Raw genomic sequence first — 21,931 nt, 5'->3', positions numbered from 1 at the left:
TATGCCCATGCGGATTTTTGAACCTGTATAGATGGCCTGACAGCAATACACATTTGAAGGATGAGTCTACTCCCAAAAGGAAATTTCACAATAACTAACTGTCAATTCGCACCAACGCTTGTTCCCTGGCTGTTTACAAATAACCGAAGGTGAAGAATAACCGAAATCCTGCCCACAGGTTTGCGAGTCAGGAGAGATCTTGATTAAATCATTTCGGACCAGGCGGACAATGCTCATTCAGATAGGCTGTCAGGGTCGTGTAGACATGCCTGGTTGTATTCTCACCCTCATAGATGCCGTGTGAACGGTTCGGATAGGGCATAAAATCAAAGACTTTATTGTATTTGATCAGGGCGTTGATCAGTATTTCGGAATTCTGGTAATGCACGTTATCATCGCCTGTGCCGTGCATCAATAGCAGATGGCCCTGCAGATTCTGTGCGTAGGTAACAGGAGATCCCGCAATGAAATCGTCCATGTTTTCCTGAGGCAGACCCATGTACCGTTCCTGATACACATTATCGTAGCAGAGCTGGTAGGCAACCGGAGCGACCGACATGCCGGTCTGAAACAGGTCCGGATATTGAAACATCATATTCAATGTCATGGAGCCACCACCGCTCCAACCCCATACTGCTACCCGTTCCGGATCGATGAAGTCCCATTTCAGGATCTCCCGGGCTGCCAAGGCCTGGTCGTGGGCATTCAACCGCCCAATTTGGCGGTATACCGAATGGCGCCAGCCGGCCCCTTTCAGGCAGGGTGTTCCACGCGGGTCAACATTGATGATCACGTAGCCCTGTTGAGCCAGGTACACATTCCACAAGGAAACCCAACCATCCGTGGCTGTCTGCCCCCACGGCTCACCGTAGACGTTAAACAGGACAGGGTATTTTTTTGAAGGGTCAAAGGGAACCGGAAAGATGATCCGTCCATCCATGGTTATGTCATCCGCCGTATTCACCTGGAAAAATTGCATATCCGGCCATCGCAGTTTGCTTATTTTACTACGGTAACCAGCATTGTCTTCCAGCATTTTAAGCGTCCGGTGATCGGGTAATGATACCAGTTCATAGGAGACTGGGTCACGCATACTCTGGTGGGTATAAATGGCAAATTTGCCGTCAGGAGCAATCTGGTAAGTGTTGATGCCATCCACATCCTGCGGCGTAACACGGGTCAGGGTTCCGGAACCATCCAGTGGAATACGGAAGAGTAAACGCTGTCGGGACTCTTCCGGGGAAGCTACCAGGTACACCTGATTGCCATAGACGCCATAATACCGGGCGATGTCATAGTTACCGGGGGATAAGTTGGTCTCCTTGCCATTGGCCGGGTCGATGGAATACAAATGACGCCAGCCGTCCTGTTCCGATAGTCGGAGGATCTGTTTACCGTCCGGTGTCAACGGGAGATCCGTAACGACAAACCCCATGGTCAGATCCGGCTGGTCAATATCGATCCAGGTGTCACTCTTCTCTTCATACACCAATCTTGCTTGTCCGGTCCTGGCATCAGCAGACCACATCCGATAATCATTCTGTTTACGGTTTAATTGCTGAATGACCAGTCGACCATCCGGGAGCCACTGCATCCTGGGCAGATAATTGTCCCGTGTGTCACCAGGAATCTTTATCCAGGTGGTTTTGGCATTTTTCACCGTCACCACTCCTACCCGTACAGCGGAGGGAGACATCCCTACTTTGGGATACTGGACCGGAATAATCTTGCTGTAGATGGAGTCAGTATTGTCAATCATATAGAAGTCCGGGATATCGGAAGCGTCCACCTGCCAGTAGGCCAGGCTGGTCCCATCCGGGCTCCAGCGAAATCCATCCTTACAACTGAACTCTTCTTCATACACCCAGTCGAATGTTCCATTGATCACATCACCATTACCATCGTGGGTCAGCTGGGTCTTCTTGCCTGTTGCGATGTCTTCAACCCAGAGGTTGAACCCACTCACATACGCTACCGAGGCATCGTCGGGAGCAAATTTGGCAAACATCAGTGATGAGGCGGGCAGCCCGGCACCAAGCTGGGTCAGCTGGCCGGTCGCCATCCGGTACAGGTAATAATCTCCCCGGGTATTGGTCCGCCAGACCCGCTCCGTATTGGTAAAGATCAGCAAATAGGCGTGATCGTTGGACCAGTCATAGGCATCGATGGATAGGGGTTGGGTGCTTCCTGATGGTTTTAACTTGCCGGCAGCGACCAGCACCTTTCGATTGAGCGAAGGTACATCGTATTGTACCACATCACGACCACCGGCATCGGGATTACGTTCCAGCGTGGTAAATGCACTGGTATTATTCAGCCATTGCACCGGGCCGTATCCATTGGTCCGGAACTCTCCATTCAGAAAGATCCGGTCCATCGTCAACAGGGATGAATCAATCCACTGGGCATGACCTGCAGGCAACCAGCACAGGAGAGTTATCATCAGGTTTAAAAACAGAGACAAACGCATACCTTTTCGATTTTTTCGGATAGGATAATACCTGTAAGATAGCAGCTACTGGGGGGAATTATTGCACCGGCAGCCAATTATTCGTACATGATGAGATTCTGCCGGTTCATGGATAATTACCGGTGTTTGGTTAGGGATTATCAAAATCTGCTTAGCTGTTGGGTTACCTTATGCATTAAAATGCATTCATGCATATAGAGATACAGAATTTTGGAACAACCTATATCTCAACCCAATGTCGTATCCAGTCACGACAACCCTGCTTGTTCACACAGGCAGGGCTTTTTTTTGTCTTTGCTTTTAGGATATTCCAGAAATGAAGATTAATTCCGGGGTGCAGACAGACTTGATTACAGAACATCATTGAATTAAGCCTGATCGGGGCGAATCCATTTTTCAGTTCCCAGAGGTTCATAAGCAGCCATCCTGGCCAACAATTTTCCGGGATCTTCCTCGATGATCAGCATAGAACGGAATATTGGCTTCAGAAATCCCTCTGCCACCATATGGTCGGTTTGCCGTATCATATGATCGTAATAGCCGCGGGTATTTAATATGCCGATCGGAAATTGATGGAGGCCCAGCTGAGCCCAGGTGATCATTTCAAACAATTCATCCAAGGTGCCAAATCCTCCCGGCAAGGCGATGACACCATCACTAAGGTCAAAGATCTTATACTTGCGCGTATGCATGGTGTCGACCACAAAAAGCTGGCTCAGGCTGCCGTGTGCCACTTCCTTTTCTTTGAGAAATGCCGGAATTACGCCGTAAACTTCTCCTCCGGTAGCCAATACCGTATCGGCCATAATGCCCATTAATCCAATATTTCCACCCCCGTAGATGAGACGGATCTCCTTTTTCACCATTTGGTAAGCCAGAGCCTGAGCCGACTCCCGGTAGACGGGATCATTTCCTGCGCTCGATCCGCAGAAAACGGCAATTGCGTGTAGATCGTTCATTTCGATTGGTTCATTTTGCTGATGACAAGATAGGGCTCTTTTGATGGAAAAAAGATGATCCTGATCTGCGGTACTTTATAGGATCAATCAAATCTTTTTCAAAAAATAGTACAAAAAAAAGTTGCCGGGCTGTCCCAATCTTTCTTCCGGGAACGACTAGTTAGAAATCGATTAATTTTAAAACCATTAAAAAAACGATTATGAAAGAGTTCATGTTCATTTTCATTGGAGCCGATTACCAGCAATTAGGACTATCACCCGATGACATTCAAAACCTGATGGGAAAATGGTTTGCCTGGATTGATGAGCTCAAAGCCAAAGATCTTTACATCGAAGGCCGTCCTCTTTCTCCGGCAGCTAAAACCCTCCGCGGTCCTTCGGCAGTGGTTACCGACGGACCTTTCCCGAGATCAAGGATATCGTGGGCGGGTATTTTATCGTAAAGGCAAATTCATTGGCCGAAGCCGCCGAATTGTCTAAAGGTTTTCCGGATTTCCATCTGGGCGGGAGCGTAGAAGTACGGGAAGTGATGGAAATGTGATGTCCGGATCTCATTCGCATACACTGGTTGATCATCTTTTCCGTCACGAAGCGGGAAAGATGATCGCCGTAGTGGTGCGGATGCTCGGAGTCGGCCGCCTGGAAGAAGCGGAAGATCTGGTGCAGGAAGCCTTTTATCAGGCATTGCATACGTGGCCTTTCACCGGCATCCCGGATGAGCCGGCAGCCTGGTTGATGCAGGTGGCCAAACGAAGGGCCATCGACTGGGTCCGGAAAAAAAAGGTACGGCAGACGCATCAAACACAAATCATAAAAGCTCAGGAAGAACAGGAATCTCCTCCGGGTCTGACGCTCCCTGATGAATTGCACGACCAGCAACTGCAGTTATTCTTCGCCACCTGTCACCCTTCACTCGCCGTGGAAGACCAGATTGCCCTGACCCTGAAGATTGCTTCGGGTTTTGGTATCCATGAAATTGCCAGCGCATTGTTAGCCCAGGAAGAAACCATCCGGAAACGCATCTACCGGGCCAGAAAGGCCCTGCAGGAAAACCAGGTAGTGATGTCCATCCCTGCCGGACCGGAGCTTACCACCCGGTTACAGGTGGTACTTAAGGTGTTCTACCTGTTATTCAATGAAGGTTACCAGGCCAGCCATCCCGATTGGGTCATCCGGCAGGAACTATGTGCCGAAGCGATGCGTCTAACCCACCTGGTATGGGAACATCCCCGCACCCGGAGGGGTGAAACGGCAGCTTTAATGGCGCTGATGTCGTACCATGCCTCCCGGCTGGCAAGCCGCACATCGACGGATCACGAGCTGATCTTACTGGCAGACCAGGATCGTAAGTCCTGGAGTAAGCCCCTGATCCTGCAAGGACATTATTACCTGCAACAAGCGCTGGCTTTCAAGCCGATATCCGTCTATCACCTGGAAGCTGCCATTTCGGGCCAGCATTGCATCGCTTCATCGCTGGCTGAAACCGACTGGACACGTATCCTGCATTTGTATGAAATCATGGAAGAAGTTCAGCCTTCGCCGGTTCTGGGCCTCAATAAGGTGGTGGTACTGATGCAAATGGATCGTCACCAGGAAGCATTAAAATTGCTCACCTTCCTGGAGGAGGAACCCGCCATGCATCAGCATCACTATTTTCATGCTGTCAAGGCTGCCTACTACCAGGCCATGGAAGATTTTAACAAAGCGCGTGATGCACTGGAACAAGCGCTTCTGTATACCAGCCACCCTGCTTCTACCCGCCTGTATATCGAAAAGTTACAGCGTTTAAACCAAATCCATTGATGGGGCAATAAGGTCACGCACCAGCGTTTTCATCCACTTCAAAGATGCCAAAAACGTTGTGGTCGGTATCCAGGAAATAACCCTGCCAACACCTGCCCGGGACAGCAAACTTGGGCAAGGCTATCTGCCCTCCATTCTCTAATATAATCCGGGCACAAGCATCGAAATCTGCAACCTCAACCGAACAAGTAAAGGCATTGGTGCCTTGATTCGGTCCTGGTACAGAGGACGGCCGTGCTAAGATGGCTCCCGGGATACCCGTCGTTATGATGCGATAATACTCGATCGGTAAACCATCTTCTTTTACAATCGTCCATCCAAATACCTTGCTGTAAAAATGAACTTCTCTTTCAGGCTGGGAAGATTGAATTTCGAAATAAGCAATGGTATTCATCCGATTCCATTTAAGTAATCAATTTGAATTTGCCCTCAAATTTCAGAAATTCATCCCGGACACCCGAGGGGTAGCTACGTCAAATTTAGAGGTCAGATAAGCACAACCCGGTTTCAGGATTTGGACCTTATTGATTGGAAGGCCCACAGGACGAGTAGTAAAATCAGCGAAGGTGAGCCAATCCACCACCATTCGCTGACCAATATCTGCAAACCACGCTCACTGAAGAATGCCCCGGCATGAATGGGAGATACCTGAATGGGTCGGAACGGGAAGAAGTAACGCTGATTCCATATTGGTGCAAAAAAAGCAACGCCCCGTCCTCCATTGGTAAGGGCATCGAGAACACCATGGGAAGCCATACAGATGAACAGATAAAGCCAGCGTCGAAGCTGGTGGTTGGTCCAAAGCCACCGCTCAGCCATCCAGGCCAGCAAACCTGCGAAAAGTAGCGAGTGGGTTAATCCCCGGTGCCCGAGTACATGATCGTAGGGGATACCAAACCGAAAAGCAATAACATCCAGGTCCGGGATTACAGAGAAAGCAACGCCCAGCCACCTGGTGCGGCTATCCAGCTTTTGAAAAGATGGCCAGAATGAAACCGTGCCGGCAAAAAATGCATGTCCAAATGCTGAAGCCAATAGGAAGTGATTTAAGATTTAAGGATTCGTGATTTAAGATTTTGGATCCTCAAAATGAATAAAATAGGTTATTTCTTCAAGCGCAGGTAATGCAATCCCGGCGCGACCGGATAAAAATTGAACTTCCTGTACAATTCGACATGTTCCGGTTTGCAATACAATTCAAACGTCTCCAGGGCCCTGATGCAAGGTGCCTGCAGAACACCATCCATTAACTGACGACCCAGTCCCTGACCCTGACAATCCGGATGGATGATCACATCAAACAAAATGCCCCGGAAAACGCCATCCGACAGTACCCGTGCAAAGCCTACCATGCGGTCATCCCGGTCCTCTACCAGTCCAAACAAATAGGTGGAGTGCACCAGCATGGTCTCCACCTGAGCGACTGTCCTGGACCGCGTCCACCAGGGATCAGCGTAAAGGGCCATCAGATCTTCTACACGCTGGAACGGTTTCTCCCATTGAACAAACTGATAAGACATCGTGGTATTTCTTTCGGCCGAAGATACCGAGGAAATACACATCACTTGGCCCAAAAAACGCGACTTAAATAACACACATATCGAGGTCATATATCCATTGATCGAAAAACCAGCTCAGCAATTCCGGAAATTATACTATATTGATATCAAATTAATATCATAATGGAAAAATCAAATCACCCCGTTTCCGGCTATTTCGCCCTGGTGCTGATGGTAGCTGCACTGGCAACAGGCATCTATTTTCTGATCATGGCACAACCGATTGGCATCGTCACCAGCATGGTAGCCTTCATTTTCCTGGCTAAAGGACTTTTCTTCATCTATCCCAACGGATCCAAGGTGCTTACCCTGTTTGGCAAATACGTCGGTACCGTGAAAAAGGATGGTCTGTTCTGGGTCAATCCTTTTTATGCCCGTCAGTCGATCTCCCTGCGTGCCCGCAACTTCGACAGCGAAACCATCAAGGTAAACGATAAAAAAGGAAACCCGATACTCATCAATGTAATCCTGGTCTGGCGCGTGAAAGACACCTACAAAGCTGCCTTTGAGGTGGATCAGTATGAATCCTTTGTCCGCGTTCAAACCGATGCTGCCGTACGTACACTGGCATCGCACTATTCGTACGATACATTTGATGATGAGCCGGAAGCCCACACCTTACGCTCCAGCGTCAATGAAGTCAATGACACCCTGGAAAATGAGATCGCAGAGCGGCTGGCCATTGCCGGTATCGAAGTGATGGAAGCCCGTATCGGATACCTGGCCTATGCTCCTGAGATTGCCAATGCCATGTTGCGTCGCCAGCAAGCCGAAGCCATCGTCGCTGCCAGACATAAGATTGTGGAAGGAGCCGTGAGCATGGTCGAACTGGCCCTGGCTGATCTTTCCAAAAAAGAGATCATCGAGCTGGATGAAGATAAAAAAGCCACCATGGTCAGCAATCTGATGGTTGTCCTGTGTGCCGACCGCGATGCCACACCGGTAATTAATACCGGAACCCTGCATTCTTAATCCGATCCGAGACTTTATGTCCAAAAAGAAAAATTTCGTACTTCGGATTGATGACAAGACCTACGAAGCCATTGAAAAATGGGCTGCGGACGAGTTTCGCAGTGTCAATGGACAGCTGGAATGGATCATCAGCAAAGCGCTGAAAGAGGCAGGGCGGTGGAAAAAAGCGGGTGATGATAAATCAAAAAATGAAAGCGCCTAGGTTTCTTTTTCGTCCCAGTCGCGCATTTTGATCAACAGTTCTGCACGATTGCGGACATCAAGCTTGGCAAACAGGTGATTGATATGCGTCTTGACGGTACTCAGGCTGATGGAATGTCTGGCAGCAATCAAAGGATTGGTCAACCCTTCGATCATATCTTTCAAAACTTCAAATTCCCTGGGACTTACCGGATCGGTTAAATCCTGATTGAGAACCGCGATCGGGATTGCCCGTTTCCGGAAGTATCGTGCATGATTCATCACTGCCACTTCTATAGTCGCAACCAGTTCATCGCCATTGAAAGGCTTAACCAGATAGGCCATTGGATAGCGAAATTTCGCTTTATCAATGGTTGGCTTGTCAGCGTATGAAGTGAGAAAGATAAATGGAATGAAGAGGGTTTCATTGATTAAGGTGGCCAGATCCAGACCTCCTGGTCCCTTGCCAAGATGAATATCCAGGACTGCGAAGTCGGGCTGCTCAAGCGTCAGGGCTCTTACCGCCGCGGGATAGTCCGGACACACGGAGACCACTTCATAGCCTTGTTCGGTCAGTTCGCCCGCAATATCCCGGGCTATCAGCGGTTCATCTTCTACGATCAGTATACGCATCACGTGGTGGACAGGCGGAATTTACGAATATGCATCTCGACCCAGGTACCCGCATGATTGCTGATTTCCATTTCAGCCTCCAGTTTACGCGCAAAGTCACGGATCAGTCGCAACCCAAAGGATTGATTTTCCTGGTCAAGCTCGGACTTGGAGATTCCTCTGCCATTGTCTTTCACTGTAAGCACAAGTTCGTTTGGATGATGCCTCAGCATGACATTGATTTCTCCTTTGTCCTGAGTGGTGAATGCATGTTTGAGCGTATTGCTCAGTAATTCATTCAGAATTAATCCCAGTGGAATCAATGTTTCGACATCCAGTACCACATCATCAATATCCGTATGCAACCGGATGTCCTGATCATTTACATGAAATGAATGGAATAAATGATGGGTTAATTGCCGGATGTACTCGTTGACATTCATTCCGGCCAGATCCTCGGAAAGGTAGAGATTTTGATGAATGATGGCCATGGATTTTACCCGGTTCTGACCGTCTTTGAAGACGGCTTTACTGGACTCGTCCTGCATTTTCTTGGAATGCAAATTGAGCAGACTGGAAACGATCTGTAAGTTGTTTTTGACCCGGTGGTGTATCTCCCGTAACAGCCCTTCCTTTTCTTCCAGGGCGTCGGTGATACGGCGGTTTTGACTTTCAAGCTTACTGTTGATGCGGGACTTATACCGGACAAATCCAAGGCTGAGGCCAGCCAGAGCAAGCAACGAACCCGAAATATAAAACAGCAATGTATTCTCCGTCTTTTTCTTGTCGAGCTGAAGATTGGATTTAAGTAATTCTTCTTCTTTCAGGCGTGTCTGGTACTTAACTTCCAGGTCCTGGAGATTGTATTCCATGGTTTTCGTCCGCAAACTGTCCTCCAACAGCATGGTCTGTTTTAAATAGCTCAGGCTTCTGGCCGGTTGGCCCATTTTTTCATACAGGTGTGCTATTATCTCCAGAAATCCTTTTTCCTGATATAATTTTTTCTGATCCACGGTAAGCTTTAATCCATGTAAAGCCGCATCAAGCGCTGCCGTGAGATAACCCCCGTTTTCTTCCAGTTCGGTGAGGTAATCATAGCTGATGATCAGATTGTTCCAATGCTCCAGTCTGGTTTGTTCTTTGATTGCAGTTTGCATCCGGGCTATTTTATCATCGGTAGACTCTTCCGGTTCAAAGAAGTAAAGCACATTATGGAATTTATCATTTTTCATCCGGTCCTCATCCTCACCAACGAGGTCCAGGTATTCCCTGGCATAGCGGGCATATTCCGCCATCTGGTTGCGACCGAAATAAAACTGCATCATCAGATAGAGAACCAACCCGTGGTCTTTCCGGATCATTTTTGTCCTGGAGACTTCGTAAGCTTTAAGCAGGTAGATTTCTTCCTCTTTATCCCGTTTTTGATTTTCGTAATTGTTGGCGATATCGGCGTAAACCAGGTAATTGGCGTAGTGCTCTCCCCGCTCATCATTCATGATCTCCGCTTTTTGCAAAAAGTACAGGCAACTGTCCGAGGCCAGGTCTTCCATAAAAAAATGTGAAAGGGTATGATAGATTTTTCCACCCCAGGAACCACTGGACGGATCGTCAGCCAGAACAAGAGCTGACCGGTTTAACTGCAAGGCTGTTGTCTGGTCACCATGAAGGCGAAGCGCCACAATCTTACGAAACAAAATTTTCGCCTCACTTTCACGATCGCCTGTTTTTTGGGCAATGATAAGCGCCTGATCGAGTAAAATAAGTGCGCTATCGGGATTCTGTAATGACATGACCCGGGCCAGTTCGACCGCTGCTTCCATTTGTTCTCTGGAACCCGGATGACTGTTAAAGGCTTGCCGTAATGAATCCAGGTTACCCTGTGCCTGGGCAAAGGATGAATACGGGTTTATGATCCAACCCATAGCCATCAGTACCATGCTGATTTGGAAAAATCCGGACAAAAAATCCACCCTGGGGTTGATGCGCAATCGAAGGCTATGCTGGCAAATTTGCCTCAGACTTACGGTTGGCATCAGGTCATTGTGATGAAAATGGCCAGCTGATCTCATGTAAAATATCGTTCTCTAAATTATCAAAATTATGAATGCACCATTTGGATTATTATTCAGATTATTCCTGGCCGGCGTGGTTGTGACCGCCATCTTTTCCTGTTCGAAGGAAGATGAGGAAGATCCGGTCCAGCAGGTCGTGTCTGCCGCCGGTGACATCCAGGCTGCCATCGATGAATACCGGAATTTATTGGGGCCAAATAACGGTGGCACTGCAGGAAGTCAGGGATCGGGAAGAAGAGAGATCAACTGGGAAGGTGTTCCCGATGAATACTCATCACCCAACGACTATCCGTTTGAATTCTTCAACACCGCTGAAGGCACGCGGGCCCGGGGTGCCGTTTTCAGTTCTCCTGGCGGGAAAATTCAGGTAAGCGCCTCAAAAAATAATCCGACCCAGACACTCTTGCATTTTGGCAACATCAATCCCCAATACACCGAAATATTTCCGGCATTCAGCGGTGACAAGCTGTTCTCACCCGTTGAAAGCAATATTGTCGATTTACGATTTTATATACCCGGTACCAACCAGGCAGCCGTCGTGAACGGGTTTGGCGCTGTTTATGTGGATGTCGACGAGGTTGAAAATACTGCGTTCGAATATTACGACATCAATGAAAAGCTGCTTGGAACTTACAAGACCGAGACCCAGAATGAAGGGCATGTCTTTCTGGGTGTTTTGTTTAAGCAGGCCATCGTGCATCATGTACGGATCACCTATGGCAATACCACACTCGGGCCCGATGATGGTGGGAATGTTGATGTGGCTGTCATGGATGACTTTGTATACGGCGAACCTGTTCTTCCCCAATAAATGGACCTAGGGATTATCGACATTAAAACGATCCTGATCTAGGTGGGTACTGAACAGCCATTTCCCGGCACATCCGGATAGGTAACCACCCCATCTATCAGCCGGACACCCTGCGCAGGATCCTGTTTTAACAAAAAGGGACCGTCGATGTCTGCGTAATCCACCAGAGGCAATAATTGGGCGGCAGCGGATATGCCAACTGAGGTTTCGGTCATGCAGCCGATCATGATCTTCAGTCCCAGCTGACGGGCTTCGGTGATCATGGCCCGGGCCGGTGTGATACCACCGCATTTCATAAGCTTGATGTTGATGGCATCGTAATACTGGCCACAGGATGCGACGTCTGAGGGCAGATGACAGCTTTCATCAGCCATGATCGGCAAGGCCATTTTACCCTGTATAGCCCGGATACCTGCCAGATCGCTAGCCGGGAGCGGTTGCTCGATGAATTCCACGTCCATGTCTCGCAGGTAAGCACTCATCTTGATGGCTTCCTCAGGGGTCCATCCGGCATTGGCATCGACCCGTATCGTGGCATTGCTCCGGCTTCGGACAGCTTCCACCAGCTGGCGGTCCTGCGGACCGCCCAGTTTGATCTTATATACCGGCCAGGGATTGGCTTCCAGAAAAGCCACCGCCTGATCAACCGGGATGAGTCCAATGGTCAGTGAACTGAGCGGCACCGACGCTACCGAAAGATCCAGGTATTTCCAGGTCGTCAGGCTGTTCAGTTTACCAAACAGATCATAGGCCGCCATATCCAGTGCACAAAGGGCGAAAGGCTCATCCGCCAGCACCGGCTGCAGATGCTCATAAACCACCTCGGGATGCGTAATCTCCAGTGAAAGCAACAATGTCCTCACCCGCTCCAGGGCCTGCTGCAAACGTTCCGGTGTAATGCCGTAATAGTGAACACAGGTCGCTTCGCCCCATCCGGTTTGGCCGTCCTGTTCGAGGCCTACCAATAGGGCGTCTCGGTGGCTTACCTGCCCATGGGCGGTTGCAAAGCTTCCGGCGATCTCCAGTCGGAGTGGTTTAACGATCAGTTTCATAGTTGATACCAGGGTTCGTGAATGGTGATGGTGGCCGCCTCAGCATCCAGAGTCGCCCGGCAGCCTACCGGAAAAGTGCACAGATTGGGTACATGCCCAAACGAAAAGCCGCAATAAACCGGAACGCCCAGACCGGCAAATTGATTCGTCAGGGTCTCCCGCAACGTAAGCGACCGGTCCTCCGGACCGGCCTCACAATCGGCAAAATCTCCCAATACCACGCCGGCTACCCGATCCAGGTCATAAGCCTGCCGAAGTTGCGTCAGCATACGGTCGATGCGGTAAGGCTTCTCACCAACATCTTCCAGGAAGAGCAGCGCTCCTTCCAGATCCGGTGCGTATGGCGTGCCGGCCAATGCAGCAACCAGAGACAGGTTTCCTCCCACCAATCGTCCTGTGGCTACCCCACCCCGGATTACAAACGGCGATAACACTCCTTCCGGGGCCGGATCAAGGGTGGCAAGCGGTATGGTTTTCGGAAAATCCGTATTCATCAGAATGGCCTGCAACTGATCGCGGGAGTAATCCGTCAGTTCCATGCCAGCTACCGGGCCATGCAGACCGGGCATCCTGTCTTCTGCCCACCGGGCTGCATGGAAGGCCGTGATATCACTGAAGCCCAGGATGGGTTTGTTTGCTCTCCGCCACAGACCGGCAGGCAGCTGGGGTAAAAGCCGAGAACAGCCATAGCCACCGCGGATACACCAGATCAGGTCCACATCCGGGTGTTCCAGGTGATGGATCAGATCCTGGATTCGCACAGCGTCGGTTCCAGCCAGATAGCCGTATTCCGCATGCACAGCATCCGTATAATGAGGCTTGAGGCCCAGGGACTCCACATTGGCAATAGCCCGGGCCAGCTGCTCTTCACGGATAGCGCTGCCGGGGGTGATCAGTCCAACAGTCATTCCCGGCTGGATCGGGCCCCTATATTTGCGCAGGGCCCGGTGATCTTGGGTGTTTTCCGGTGATTGACGTATCCAGCTTCCGGAGATCAGAGCCGGTGCAAGGTGGTTGAACTGACGGCGTTTCATGGAAGACAAGATAATGGTTATTTCCACAATTAGATCCGGAAGACCCTGCATGGCTCTGTGCTGGATGTCCCGCGCGCTCTTGTGACCCATCCGCGTTCCTTGCCTCTCTACTGCTGCACTTCGGACATCAGGTGATCAGGTATCCTTTGGAACTTGAATGCTCCTGCTTCTGCATCACCTTTTTTATTTGGTAAATCCAACGGAAGTATTATCTTTGCAGTCCTAAAAATTACTTCGTTTAACTTTTTTGATTTATGGCACATCACGCTTCGGCTAAAAAACGTATCCGTCAGACCCTAAAGCGTAACATTCAGCAGCGCTATTATCGCAAATCTACCCGTACGGCAATGAAAAAATTGCGTGCTATGACCGATGCTTCGGAAGCGCAGGCTTTCCTGCCTAAAGTGATCAGCATGGTTGATCGCCTTTCAAAGAGAAACATCTGGCATAAAAACAAAGCGAATAATATCAAGAGTAAGTTGATGCATTTCGTCAACGCCATCTAAGGATATCCATAACGCCCAAAGGAGATCCATATAGTAAGTGCATTCGTATTCCGGATGCACTTTTTTTGTGCCATTTTCCCATTTCAGCAGTACAAGCAGTTCATCGTCTGATCTGGTGACCACCTCCCGGTCAAGGTACTTATTTCTGATGCCAGACATCCAAGAACTTTTTCCTACATTTATACGAACGATCATTCGTATCTATGCTGTTCGAATTAACCATCGATAAGATCATCCCCCTCACCGATCAGTGTTCTGAATTCCACTTTCGCATTCCACCGGAACTGAAAGACAACTTTCAATACCGGCCTGGACAGCATCTAACCTTTGAAGAGATCATCGATGGTGAAAAAGTCCGGCGCAACTATTCCATCTGTTCCGGGCCTCACGATGAAACCCTGGCCATAGCCATCAAGAAAATCACCGGTGGTCGTTTCACCACCTTTGTTTACGATCACTGGCAGACCGGACGCACCGTCAGAACCCTGAAGCCCATGGGTAGATTTGTTTTGCCTGCGACGGATAGTGAGCAGCCGGAACATTTTATTATGCTGGCAGGTGGCAGCGGGATCACCCCGGTGATGGCCATGCTGCGTCATGGCTTACAAGGCCACTCCGCCTGGCATTTTACCGTTTTTTATTCCAATAGCTCGGTACGGGATATCATCTTCCGCGAAGAACTCGACGCATTAAAGAATACCTACCTGGACCGGCTTTCCATTTTTCATATCCTGACCGGCGAACTATTGGACAATCCTTTGTTCAGCGGCCGCATCGATGCCTGGAAACTCAGGCAGTGGAATATGCACCTGGTGGACTTCACCCATGCCGACGGGATCTTTCTTTGCGGCCCGGGCAACCTGATGCAGGTATCACGCGAAACCCTGCTCGATCTGGGTGTACCGTCCGCCAACATCCACCAGGAGTGGTTTTCACCCCCTGCCCTGACCGCTTCATATAAGAAGGAAAACCAGGACATTCCTGGTGAATTCGTCCATGCTACCATCGAGGTCATCCGGGACGGCCAGCACCTGCACATACCGGTAGTACATTCCCTGCAGACCATCCTGGACGCAGCCGAAGCGGCAGAAATTGATCTGCCCTACTCTTGTCGTGGAGGTGTCTGTGCGACATGCAAAACCCGGTTGCTGAAGGGTGAAGTATCCATGCAGACCAATTACGCCCTGGAAGTGGATGAATTGGAAGCCAACTACATCCTGGCCTGTCAGGCTATTCCCAAATCCGGTCACATAACCATCAGTTATGACGGAAATTAGTCCCAAGAAACAGCAGATCTATCTGGAGGCAGCACGACTGTTCCAGCATCGCGGATATGCTGCCACCTCCATGCGTGCGATCGCCGATGCGGTAGATCTCGAAGTATCCTCATTGTACAGCCATATCCGGTCGAAAGAGGAGTTGTTGCAGGAGATCTGTTTTCGCGTTGCGGGCCAATTTCTGGATGCCATCAACCGGATACAACGGCAATGGGAGGATCCGAAGCAGCAACTGGAAGAACTATTACGCTTCCACATCCAGATCGCACTCGAAGATCCCACCTCGTCTACGGTATTTTCAGATGAATGGAAACACCTGAGGACCGAAGAACGGGGGGCGTTTCTGGAGCTGCGAAGACATTACGAACAACAGTTTCTGGCTGTCATCCAGTCTGGTCAGGCACGTGGAATATTCCGTGCTTACCCTGCGCCCTGGATCATGCACACGCTGATCTCCAGTCTCACCTGGCTGTACCGCACCCGGATAAACCGGGAACCGAATGAACAGGAGCAATTGATTGAGTTGTTATTAGCTATGAATATGCATGGAATTATCAAAAACTGAAATCCTATGACCACGGAATCCTTAGCCCGGCGTTTTCAAGATAAGATCGACCAGGAAATCAAGATCGAACCCAAAGACTGGATGCCGGACGCTTACCGCAAAACCCTGGTGCGGCAAATAGCACAACATGCCCACTCGGAAGTGGTCGGTATGCTGCCGGAGGGTAACTGGATAACCCGCGCGCCGTCATTAAGGCGCAAGGTCGCCCTGCTGGCCAAGGTGCAGGATGAAGCCGGCCATGGCCTCTATCTTTATAGTGCCTGCGAGACACTGGGTGTTACGCGGGAAGAGCTCATCGGGGAATTACTTTCCGGCAAAGCAAAATATTCATCCATTTTCAACTACCCGACACTGACCTGGGCAGACATAGGCGCTATCGGCTGGCTGGTGGATGGCGCTGCCATCATGAATCAGGTACCGTTGTGTCGCTGTTCCTATGGTCCTTATGCCCGTGCCATGGTGCGGGTGTGCAAGGAAGAAAGCTTCCATCAGCGGCAGGGTTTTGAAATCCTGCTCACGCTGTGTCAGGGTTCGGTCGAGCAAAAAGCCATGGCTCAGGATGCCCTGGACCGGTGGTGGTGGCCTTCGTTGATGATGTTTGGCCCTCCGGATCAGGATTCGGTCCATACTGCTCAATCCATGCAATGGAAGATCAAACGATTTACGAACGATGAGTTGCGGCAAAAATTTATTGACATGACGGTGCCTCAGGCAGCGGTGCTGGGCTTGACCATTCCGGATCCGGAATTGCAATGGGATGAAGCCAGTGGGCATTACCATATCGGCCCTATTGACTGGGATGAGTTCCGCGAGGTACTGAAAGGCAATGGCCCCTGTAATGCCGAGCGATTAGCTGCCCGGCAGCAGGCACACGATGATGGTACCTGGGTGCGGGAAGCCGCACGAGCGTATGCTGCAAAGCAAAGAGAAAGGACGAAAATAGCAGGTTGAACTTAAACGTATTAAATCATGCAAACAGAATGGCCCCTGTGGGAAGTATTTATCCGGCCTAAAAATGGGCTGCATCACATCCATGCCGGTAGCCTCCATGCCACTGACGCCGCCATGGCCATCCAGAATGCCCGCGATGTTTACACCCGCCGGAATGAAGGTGTAAGCATCTGGGTCGTGGAATCGGCTCACCTCCATGCTTCCGATCCGGAAGATGCCGATATGCTGTTTGAACCGGCCAGGGATAAAATTTACAGGCATCCGACTTTTTACGATTTACCCGACGAAGTAAAACACATGTGATGGATAGCAATTGGCAACCGTTGGATCATTTATTATTGATGCGGGGAGATGACTGCCTTATCCTCGGTCACCGCCTTTCCGAATGGTGCGGTCACGGCCCGATCCTGGAACAGGACATGGCACTGACTAATATCGCGCTGGACCTGATCGGGCAGGCGCGGCTTTATTACCAGTATGCCGGCGAGCGATTGGGTAAGACGGAAGATGAGCTCGCGTATCTGAGGTATGAACGGAATTATTACAATGCCTGGCTGGTGGAGTTACCCAACAGTGATTTTGCCCACACCATCGTACGGCAATTCTACTTTGACTGGTATGAAAATGCTTTGCTCGAAGCGTTGGAAGGAAGCACCAATGAACGATTGGCTGGCATTGCAGCCAAATCACGCAAAGAGGCTCGCTACCACCGCCAATACAGCAGTGAGTGGGTTATCCGCCTGGGCGACGGCACCGATGAGAGCCGCCGTCGCATACAGGCAGCACTCGACCTCATCATCCCATACACCGGTGAATTATTTCAAAATGTAAGCCTCCACCAGGCGCTGATAGACGATGGTTCTCTCCCGGATATGACAGGTTTATGGCCCGGGACGGAACAAGAGATCTTGGAAGTTCTCCGGGAGGCCGGGTTAGCGCTGCCGGATGCACCATGGCTCCCGGCCCGGGGTCGCGAAGGGCGGCACACCGAGCATTTAGGATTTATTTTGACTGAATTACAATACATGCAACGCGCCTACCCCGGCTTAACCTGGTAAGATGAACAGAACTTCCTATATCCCTGATGAAAAAGTGATCTGGCAGCAGCTCGCTACCATACCGGACCCGGAAATCCCGGTGATATCCATCGTAGAGCTGGGCATGATCCGGAACATCGACATCACGAGTGAACAGGTGATCGTCTATCTGTCTCCGACATACAATGGTTGTCCGGCACTCGAAGTCATCCGGATGCAGATCCGCGCCGTGCTGGAACAATCCCTCGCAGTGCCGGTAAAGGTTCAGATCACCCTGGATCCGCCGTGGACCACGGACTGGATCACGGCGGAAGGATTGCAAAAGTTGAAAAACTATGGCATAGCCGCTCCAAAGCGGCGAAAATCCCTCACCGGTTGGCGGGATGACGCAGCCAGTGTATCTTGTCCCCATTGTGGCTCAGAGGCAACCGAATTGGTGAGTCAGTTCGGTTCTACACCCTGCAAGGCCCTGTACCGCTGTACCGATTGCCTGGAGCCTTTTGATTACTTTAAATGCCATTAACCATGTCCCTTTCTCCGCATGAATCGATACGGTTTTCTACCCAGCAGGGCATAGCTACCATCACCCTGAACCGTCCCGAAGTTTACAACAGTTTTGACCGGTCCATGGCCCTGGCCCTTCAATACCATCTGGATCAGATCTCTTCAGATCCTTCCATCCGTGTGATCGTGATCCGTGGCAATGGCAAAGCATTCTGTGCCGGACAGGACCTGAAAGAGGTGGTAGATCCAAACGGGCCGGATCTGACCCGCATCGTCAGCGACCATTTTAATCCCATCGTCCAGCGTATCCGTGCCATCGAAAAACCGGTCGTCGCTGCAGTGCATGGCGTTGCTGCCGGCGCCGGTGCCAACATCGCTCTTGCCTGCGATCTGGTACTTGCAGCCGAATCGGCATCATTTATACAGGCTTTTTCCAAAATCGGACTGATACCCGATAGCGGCGGAACCTATTTTCTGCCGCGGCTGGTCGGGCTCGCCAGGGCCACGGCCCTGATGATGCTGGGAGATAAAGTGACGGCAAGCGAAGCCGAACGCATCGGTATGATCTACCGGGCTGTGCCGGATAGGGAGTTTGAAGATGCACTGGAACAATTGCAGCATAAGCTAGCCTCCATGCCTACTATCGCGCTGGGGCTGACCAAACGCGCACTTAACGATTCGATGGAAAATGGTCTGTCCATTCAGTTGCGTCTGGAAGAGCTGTTCCAGACCACCGCCAGCCAGACCGATGATTACCACGAAGGAGTCCGTGCTTTTCTGGAAAAACGTGCCCCTCAGTTCAAGGGGAAGTAAACCATGATCCCTTCTCCTTGTTTCTAACATAATTCAGGTCTTGTACCTGGAGAAGGATTGTCCCTTCTGATTACATCATCTTAATAACATCGACCGAATGATCTCGAAGAAAATGGAAACGGCCCTGAATGAACAAATGGGCCTTGAAGCATATGCCTCATTTTTATACCTGGCCATGGCGTCGTGGTGTGACCACCAGGGCCTGCGCGGATGTACTTCATTTATGCGCCGCCAGTCGGATGAGGAAAAAGAACACATGTTACGGATCGTCAACTACATGTCCACCGTCGCCGGACGCGCCGTAATCCCGGCTGTCAGCCAGCCACCCCAGGACTACGATTCGGTCCGGTCCATGTTCGAACAAGTGTATGCTCACGAGCAGAAAGTCACCAAATCCATCAACCATCTGGTCCAGTTGGCCGATGAGGAGAAGGATTATTCCACCCACCACTTTTTACAATGGTATATAGCTGAGCAACGGGAGGAAGAAGACCTGATGCGAAATATCCTTGACCGCATTCGCCTGATCGGTGATGGCTCGAACAGTCTTTACTTTATCGATAAGGAAGTGGAAGCCATCAACCAGGCCACAGCATCGGGAGTAGGGGAAGAAGGCGGAGAATAATTTCGGCACCTTAAGCTGGTAATTGATAATGCAGCATCCAGCGGAATCCGTACCGGTCTTCACAGAAGCCAAAGACAGCGCCCCAAAACTGGACCCGCACCGGATCCATGATATTTCCACCTGCTGATAATTTGTCAAACAGGGAACGCAGTTGGTCTTCACTGTCGCAGGCAAGCGATAAGGCAATGTGATTGCCTACCTGATAGGGCTTGCCGGGCGCAATCATATCGGAGGCCATCACCACCAGCGATCCGTTTTGCAGCGTACCATGCAGAATCTGATGCTGAATCCCAGCCGGGCATTGGTCAGCTATCGGTGATTCGGATATCCTTTGCAGGGTCAGTTCTCCTCCCAGGCAGGATTGGTAATAGGTCATTGCCTCCTGGCAGTTGCCATTGAAGTGCAGATAATTTGCTAATTGAGCCATGATGAGCTGTCATTAAAAGGTATAATGCAAATTTCTGCCTTTGCAACGGCACGGGAAATGGTGGTTTACGCCAAATAAACGGTATGATTGCACCTACGGGTTGCCTGCAGTAAATCCATAGTCCCGATCCACCTTACAGATCCGGACTTTGTATTCGCTGTACCAGGTAGACCGTCCACGCTGTTGTGCCTCCCAGTGTTCTGCCTGCCGTTTCCAGTTCCGGATATCCTCCAGGCTTGCCCAGTAGGATATGGTGATGCCCAAGCCATCGCGGGCGCTTTCATGACCCAGGTATCCCGGCTGTTGCATGGCTAACTCTTCCATCCGGTCTGCCATGGTTCCATAACCCTGGTCCCCTTCGGTTCGGAGTGATGTGAACAGCACGGCATAGTAGGGAGGCTGAGGAGTCTGTGCAATCATAAGGTGAGTTTTTTAGTACATCATTCAGAAAGGCAAAGATACATCCCGCCTTTGCACGGTGCATTTTTATATCTCCCGGCAGCATGCTCAGGGAATTGCATATCGAGACAAAATACAATACCTTAAATTTTTGATTATTTTGAGATACTTCTCTCATTGAGGGGAAGGTATATCCCTACATTCATGGACGAAGAAACACCAAAAACCGAAAAAGAAAAAAAGAAGAAGAAGCTTGGCATCAGCAAAGAAGCGATCAATATCATCCGGACGACCTATCGCAACAACATCGACCTGACCAGCATTGCGGACAGTAAGGCGAACATCCTGATGAGTTTAAATTCGCTGATGCTGACATTTCTGATTCCGATTGTCCTGTCCAATCTTGATGAAATTATCCTTTACCGTCTCTATGTCCCGCTGATCCTGCTGGCGATCACTTGTGTGGCATGCATCATCATTGCCGCCCTGGCCACCCGGCCGGTTAAGATGGGCACGCAAAAAGTAAAGGCGGATACGGGAGATCGGACCCGGATGAGCCCGTTCTTCTTTGGTAATTATTACCGGATGCAGCGGGAAAATTATTTTGAAATGCTCGAGGAGACCCTGGCAGAACCCGAACTGATCCTGGATTCCATCAAATTGGACCTTTATTTTCTCGGCAGGAGCATCGGCCAGAAATACCATAAGATCCGTATCTGTTTCCTGGTATTTATCCTGGGAATTTCGGCATCGGCTCTGGCCCTGATCGTTATGCTGATTACCCGGAATTAACGCATCGCATTCCGCAGGCTGAAGCCGTAGGGTTATAGGGACGTGTTTCCCCAGGCTGAAGCCGTAGGTTTATAGAGACATCTGCACCCTATGATACCTCTTTCCTCTATGCACCTCGCCCTATGCTCCATGCTCCATGCTCCATGCTCCATGCTCCATGCTCCATGCTAGGTTCCCCAGGCTGAAGCCGTGGGGTTATAAGGTGTTATGCTTCTGATTCCTCTGCTACCTCCATGCTCCATGCCCAATGCTCCATGCTCCATGCTCCATGCACCATTTTTTGTCCCCCAGGCTGAGGCCGTGGGGCTATGGGAACCTTTTCCACCCATGGACACCTCTGCTACCTCCTCGCTCCATGCAGTCGTGGCGGTCGCGACCATGCTTTGTCCCCCAGGCTGAGGCCGTGGGGCTATGGGAACCTTTTTTACTTCTGATACCTCTGCAACCTTTTTTACTTCTGATACCTCTGCTACCTCCTCGCTCCATGCTCCATGCCCAATGCACCATGCTT

General features: G+C 50.3%; 28 protein-coding genes. 16 read left to right on the top strand and 12 right to left on the bottom strand.

Features of this window, described 5'->3' with window-relative positions; all coding sequences use genetic code 11:
- Positions 1–208: 208 nt before the first annotated feature.
- On the bottom strand, positions 209–2,470 hold the full coding sequence (locus H6570_00555) for a DPP IV N-terminal domain-containing protein (GenBank protein ID MCB9317742.1): 2,262 nt from the start codon (positions 2,468–2,470) through the stop codon (positions 209–211).
- 368 nt (positions 2,471–2,838) lie between these two features.
- Positions 2,839–3,429: a TIGR00730 family Rossman fold protein gene (locus H6570_00550; GenBank protein ID MCB9317741.1), complete on the bottom strand. Its 591-nt coding sequence runs from the start codon at positions 3,427–3,429 to the stop codon at positions 2,839–2,841.
- 200 nt (positions 3,430–3,629) lie between these two features.
- Here H6570_00550 and H6570_00545 point away from each other — a divergent pair, with 200 nt between their 5' ends.
- Genes H6570_00545 through H6570_00535 form a run of 3 tightly spaced genes read left to right on the top strand, consistent with a single transcriptional unit; the run spans position 3,630 to position 5,232 of the window.
- Complete coding sequence (locus H6570_00545; GenBank protein MCB9317740.1) at positions 3,630–3,872, top strand: hypothetical protein; 243 nt, start codon at positions 3,630–3,632, stop codon at positions 3,870–3,872.
- On the top strand, positions 3,851–3,970 hold the full coding sequence (locus H6570_00540; protein ID MCB9317739.1) for a hypothetical protein: 120 nt from the start codon (positions 3,851–3,853) through the stop codon (positions 3,968–3,970). Before H6570_00545 ends, H6570_00540 begins: the two co-directional genes overlap by 22 nt.
- On the top strand, positions 3,970–5,232 hold the full coding sequence (locus H6570_00535) for a sigma-70 family RNA polymerase sigma factor (GenBank protein ID MCB9317738.1): 1,263 nt from the start codon (positions 3,970–3,972) through the stop codon (positions 5,230–5,232). Before H6570_00540 ends, H6570_00535 begins: the two co-directional genes overlap by 1 nt.
- A gap of 13 nt (positions 5,233–5,245) precedes the next feature.
- Here H6570_00535 and H6570_00530 read toward each other — a convergent pair whose 3' ends face one another.
- The 3 genes from H6570_00530 to H6570_00520 all read right to left on the bottom strand — a co-directional run bounded on the left by H6570_00530 (position 5,246) and on the right by H6570_00520 (position 6,752).
- Positions 5,246–5,626, bottom strand: a complete 381-nt coding sequence (locus H6570_00530) for a VOC family protein (protein MCB9317737.1) — start codon at positions 5,624–5,626, stop codon at positions 5,246–5,248.
- Positions 5,627–5,739: 113 nt separating this feature from the next.
- Complete coding sequence (locus H6570_00525; protein ID MCB9317736.1) at positions 5,740–6,267, bottom strand: metal-dependent hydrolase; 528 nt, start codon at positions 6,265–6,267, stop codon at positions 5,740–5,742.
- Positions 6,268–6,335: 68 nt separating this feature from the next.
- On the bottom strand, positions 6,336–6,752 hold the full coding sequence (locus H6570_00520) for a GNAT family N-acetyltransferase (protein ID MCB9317735.1): 417 nt from the start codon (positions 6,750–6,752) through the stop codon (positions 6,336–6,338).
- Between the two features lie 162 nt (positions 6,753–6,914).
- On the opposite strand from H6570_00520, the gene H6570_00515 reads away from it, so the two are divergent.
- Complete coding sequence (locus H6570_00515) at positions 6,915–7,763, top strand: SPFH domain-containing protein (GenBank protein ID MCB9317734.1); 849 nt, start codon at positions 6,915–6,917, stop codon at positions 7,761–7,763.
- Between the two features lie 16 nt (positions 7,764–7,779).
- A complete protein-coding gene (locus H6570_00510) occupies positions 7,780–7,965 on the top strand; it encodes an Arc family DNA-binding protein (protein MCB9317733.1) in 186 nt (61 codons plus the stop codon).
- Here the strand turns inward: H6570_00510 and H6570_00505 are convergent.
- Both H6570_00505 and H6570_00500 read right to left on the bottom strand, forming a co-directional pair.
- Positions 7,962–8,579, bottom strand: a complete 618-nt coding sequence (locus H6570_00505; GenBank protein MCB9317732.1) for a DNA-binding response regulator — start codon at positions 8,577–8,579, stop codon at positions 7,962–7,964. The genes H6570_00510 and H6570_00505 overlap by 4 nt on opposite strands.
- Positions 8,576–10,624: a sensor histidine kinase gene (locus H6570_00500; GenBank protein ID MCB9317731.1), complete on the bottom strand. Its 2,049-nt coding sequence runs from the start codon at positions 10,622–10,624 to the stop codon at positions 8,576–8,578. Before H6570_00500 ends, H6570_00505 begins: the two co-directional genes overlap by 4 nt.
- A gap of 31 nt (positions 10,625–10,655) precedes the next feature.
- On the opposite strand from H6570_00500, the gene H6570_00495 reads away from it, so the two are divergent.
- Complete coding sequence (locus tag H6570_00495; protein ID MCB9317730.1) at positions 10,656–11,438, top strand: hypothetical protein; 783 nt, start codon at positions 10,656–10,658, stop codon at positions 11,436–11,438.
- Positions 11,439–11,476: 38 nt separating this feature from the next.
- On the opposite strand, the gene H6570_00490 is transcribed toward H6570_00495, so the two are convergent.
- Positions 11,477–12,490: a dipeptide epimerase gene (locus tag H6570_00490; protein ID MCB9317729.1), complete on the bottom strand. Its 1,014-nt coding sequence runs from the start codon at positions 12,488–12,490 to the stop codon at positions 11,477–11,479.
- Complete coding sequence (locus tag H6570_00485; protein ID MCB9317728.1) at positions 12,487–13,524, bottom strand: LD-carboxypeptidase; 1,038 nt, start codon at positions 13,522–13,524, stop codon at positions 12,487–12,489. The genes H6570_00490 and H6570_00485 overlap by 4 nt, the downstream gene beginning before the upstream one ends.
- Positions 13,525–13,778: 254 nt before the next feature.
- Here H6570_00485 and H6570_00480 point away from each other — a divergent pair, with 254 nt between their 5' ends.
- From H6570_00480 to H6570_00440, 9 genes are all read left to right on the top strand, one after another.
- Complete coding sequence (locus tag H6570_00480) at positions 13,779–14,030, top strand: 30S ribosomal protein S20 (GenBank protein ID MCB9317727.1); 252 nt, start codon at positions 13,779–13,781, stop codon at positions 14,028–14,030.
- A 203-nt stretch (positions 14,031–14,233) separates the two neighbouring features.
- Positions 14,234–15,307 carry a 2Fe-2S iron-sulfur cluster binding domain-containing protein gene (locus tag H6570_00475; GenBank protein ID MCB9317726.1) on the top strand — a complete coding sequence of 358 codons (1,074 nt, stop codon included), beginning with the start codon at positions 14,234–14,236 and terminating at the stop codon, positions 15,305–15,307.
- Positions 15,294–15,872, top strand: coding sequence for a TetR/AcrR family transcriptional regulator (locus H6570_00470; protein ID MCB9317725.1), 579 nt, complete (start codon positions 15,294–15,296; stop codon positions 15,870–15,872). The genes H6570_00475 and H6570_00470 overlap by 14 nt, the downstream gene beginning before the upstream one ends.
- Before the next feature lie 6 nt (positions 15,873–15,878).
- Complete coding sequence (gene paaA, locus H6570_00465; protein ID MCB9317724.1) at positions 15,879–16,823, top strand: 1,2-phenylacetyl-CoA epoxidase subunit A; 945 nt, start codon at positions 15,879–15,881, stop codon at positions 16,821–16,823.
- An 18-nt stretch (positions 16,824–16,841) separates the two neighbouring features.
- A complete protein-coding gene (gene paaB / locus H6570_00460) occupies positions 16,842–17,126 on the top strand; it encodes a 1,2-phenylacetyl-CoA epoxidase subunit B (GenBank protein MCB9317723.1) in 285 nt (94 codons plus the stop codon).
- Positions 17,126–17,881, top strand: a complete 756-nt coding sequence (gene paaC / locus H6570_00455; protein MCB9317722.1) for a phenylacetate-CoA oxygenase subunit PaaC — start codon at positions 17,126–17,128, stop codon at positions 17,879–17,881. Before paaB ends, paaC begins: the two co-directional genes overlap by 1 nt.
- Before the next feature lies 1 nt (position 17,882).
- Positions 17,883–18,383, top strand: a complete 501-nt coding sequence (gene paaJ / locus H6570_00450; GenBank protein ID MCB9317721.1) for a phenylacetate-CoA oxygenase subunit PaaJ — start codon at positions 17,883–17,885, stop codon at positions 18,381–18,383.
- Between the two features lie 2 nt (positions 18,384–18,385).
- Positions 18,386–19,177 (top strand): enoyl-CoA hydratase/isomerase family protein, encoded by a 792-nt coding sequence (locus H6570_00445; protein ID MCB9317720.1) that lies wholly within the window; start codon positions 18,386–18,388, stop codon positions 19,175–19,177.
- A 97-nt stretch (positions 19,178–19,274) separates the two neighbouring features.
- On the top strand, positions 19,275–19,802 hold the full coding sequence (locus H6570_00440) for a ferritin (protein ID MCB9317719.1): 528 nt from the start codon (positions 19,275–19,277) through the stop codon (positions 19,800–19,802).
- A gap of 10 nt (positions 19,803–19,812) precedes the next feature.
- On the opposite strand, the gene H6570_00435 is transcribed toward H6570_00440, so the two are convergent.
- A complete protein-coding gene (locus H6570_00435; GenBank protein MCB9317718.1) occupies positions 19,813–20,229 on the bottom strand; it encodes a VOC family protein in 417 nt (138 codons plus the stop codon).
- 93 nt (positions 20,230–20,322) lie between these two features.
- Positions 20,323–20,649: an antibiotic biosynthesis monooxygenase gene (locus tag H6570_00430; protein MCB9317717.1), complete on the bottom strand. Its 327-nt coding sequence runs from the start codon at positions 20,647–20,649 to the stop codon at positions 20,323–20,325.
- Positions 20,650–20,832: 183 nt separating this feature from the next.
- Between H6570_00430 and H6570_00425 the strand changes: the two genes are divergently transcribed.
- Complete coding sequence (locus tag H6570_00425) at positions 20,833–21,420, top strand: hypothetical protein (protein MCB9317716.1); 588 nt, start codon at positions 20,833–20,835, stop codon at positions 21,418–21,420.
- 167 nt (positions 21,421–21,587) lie between these two features.
- On the opposite strand, the gene H6570_00420 is transcribed toward H6570_00425, so the two are convergent.
- Positions 21,588–21,800 (bottom strand): hypothetical protein, encoded by a 213-nt coding sequence (locus tag H6570_00420; protein MCB9317715.1) that lies wholly within the window; start codon positions 21,798–21,800, stop codon positions 21,588–21,590.
- Positions 21,801–21,931: the final 131 nt, after the last annotated feature.

It is taken from the genome of Lewinellaceae bacterium, from assembly GCA_020636135.1.
Taxonomy (GTDB): Bacteria; Bacteroidota; Bacteroidia; order Chitinophagales; family Saprospiraceae; genus JAGQXC01.
This window is presented reverse-complemented; position numbering and strand designations above follow the sequence as displayed.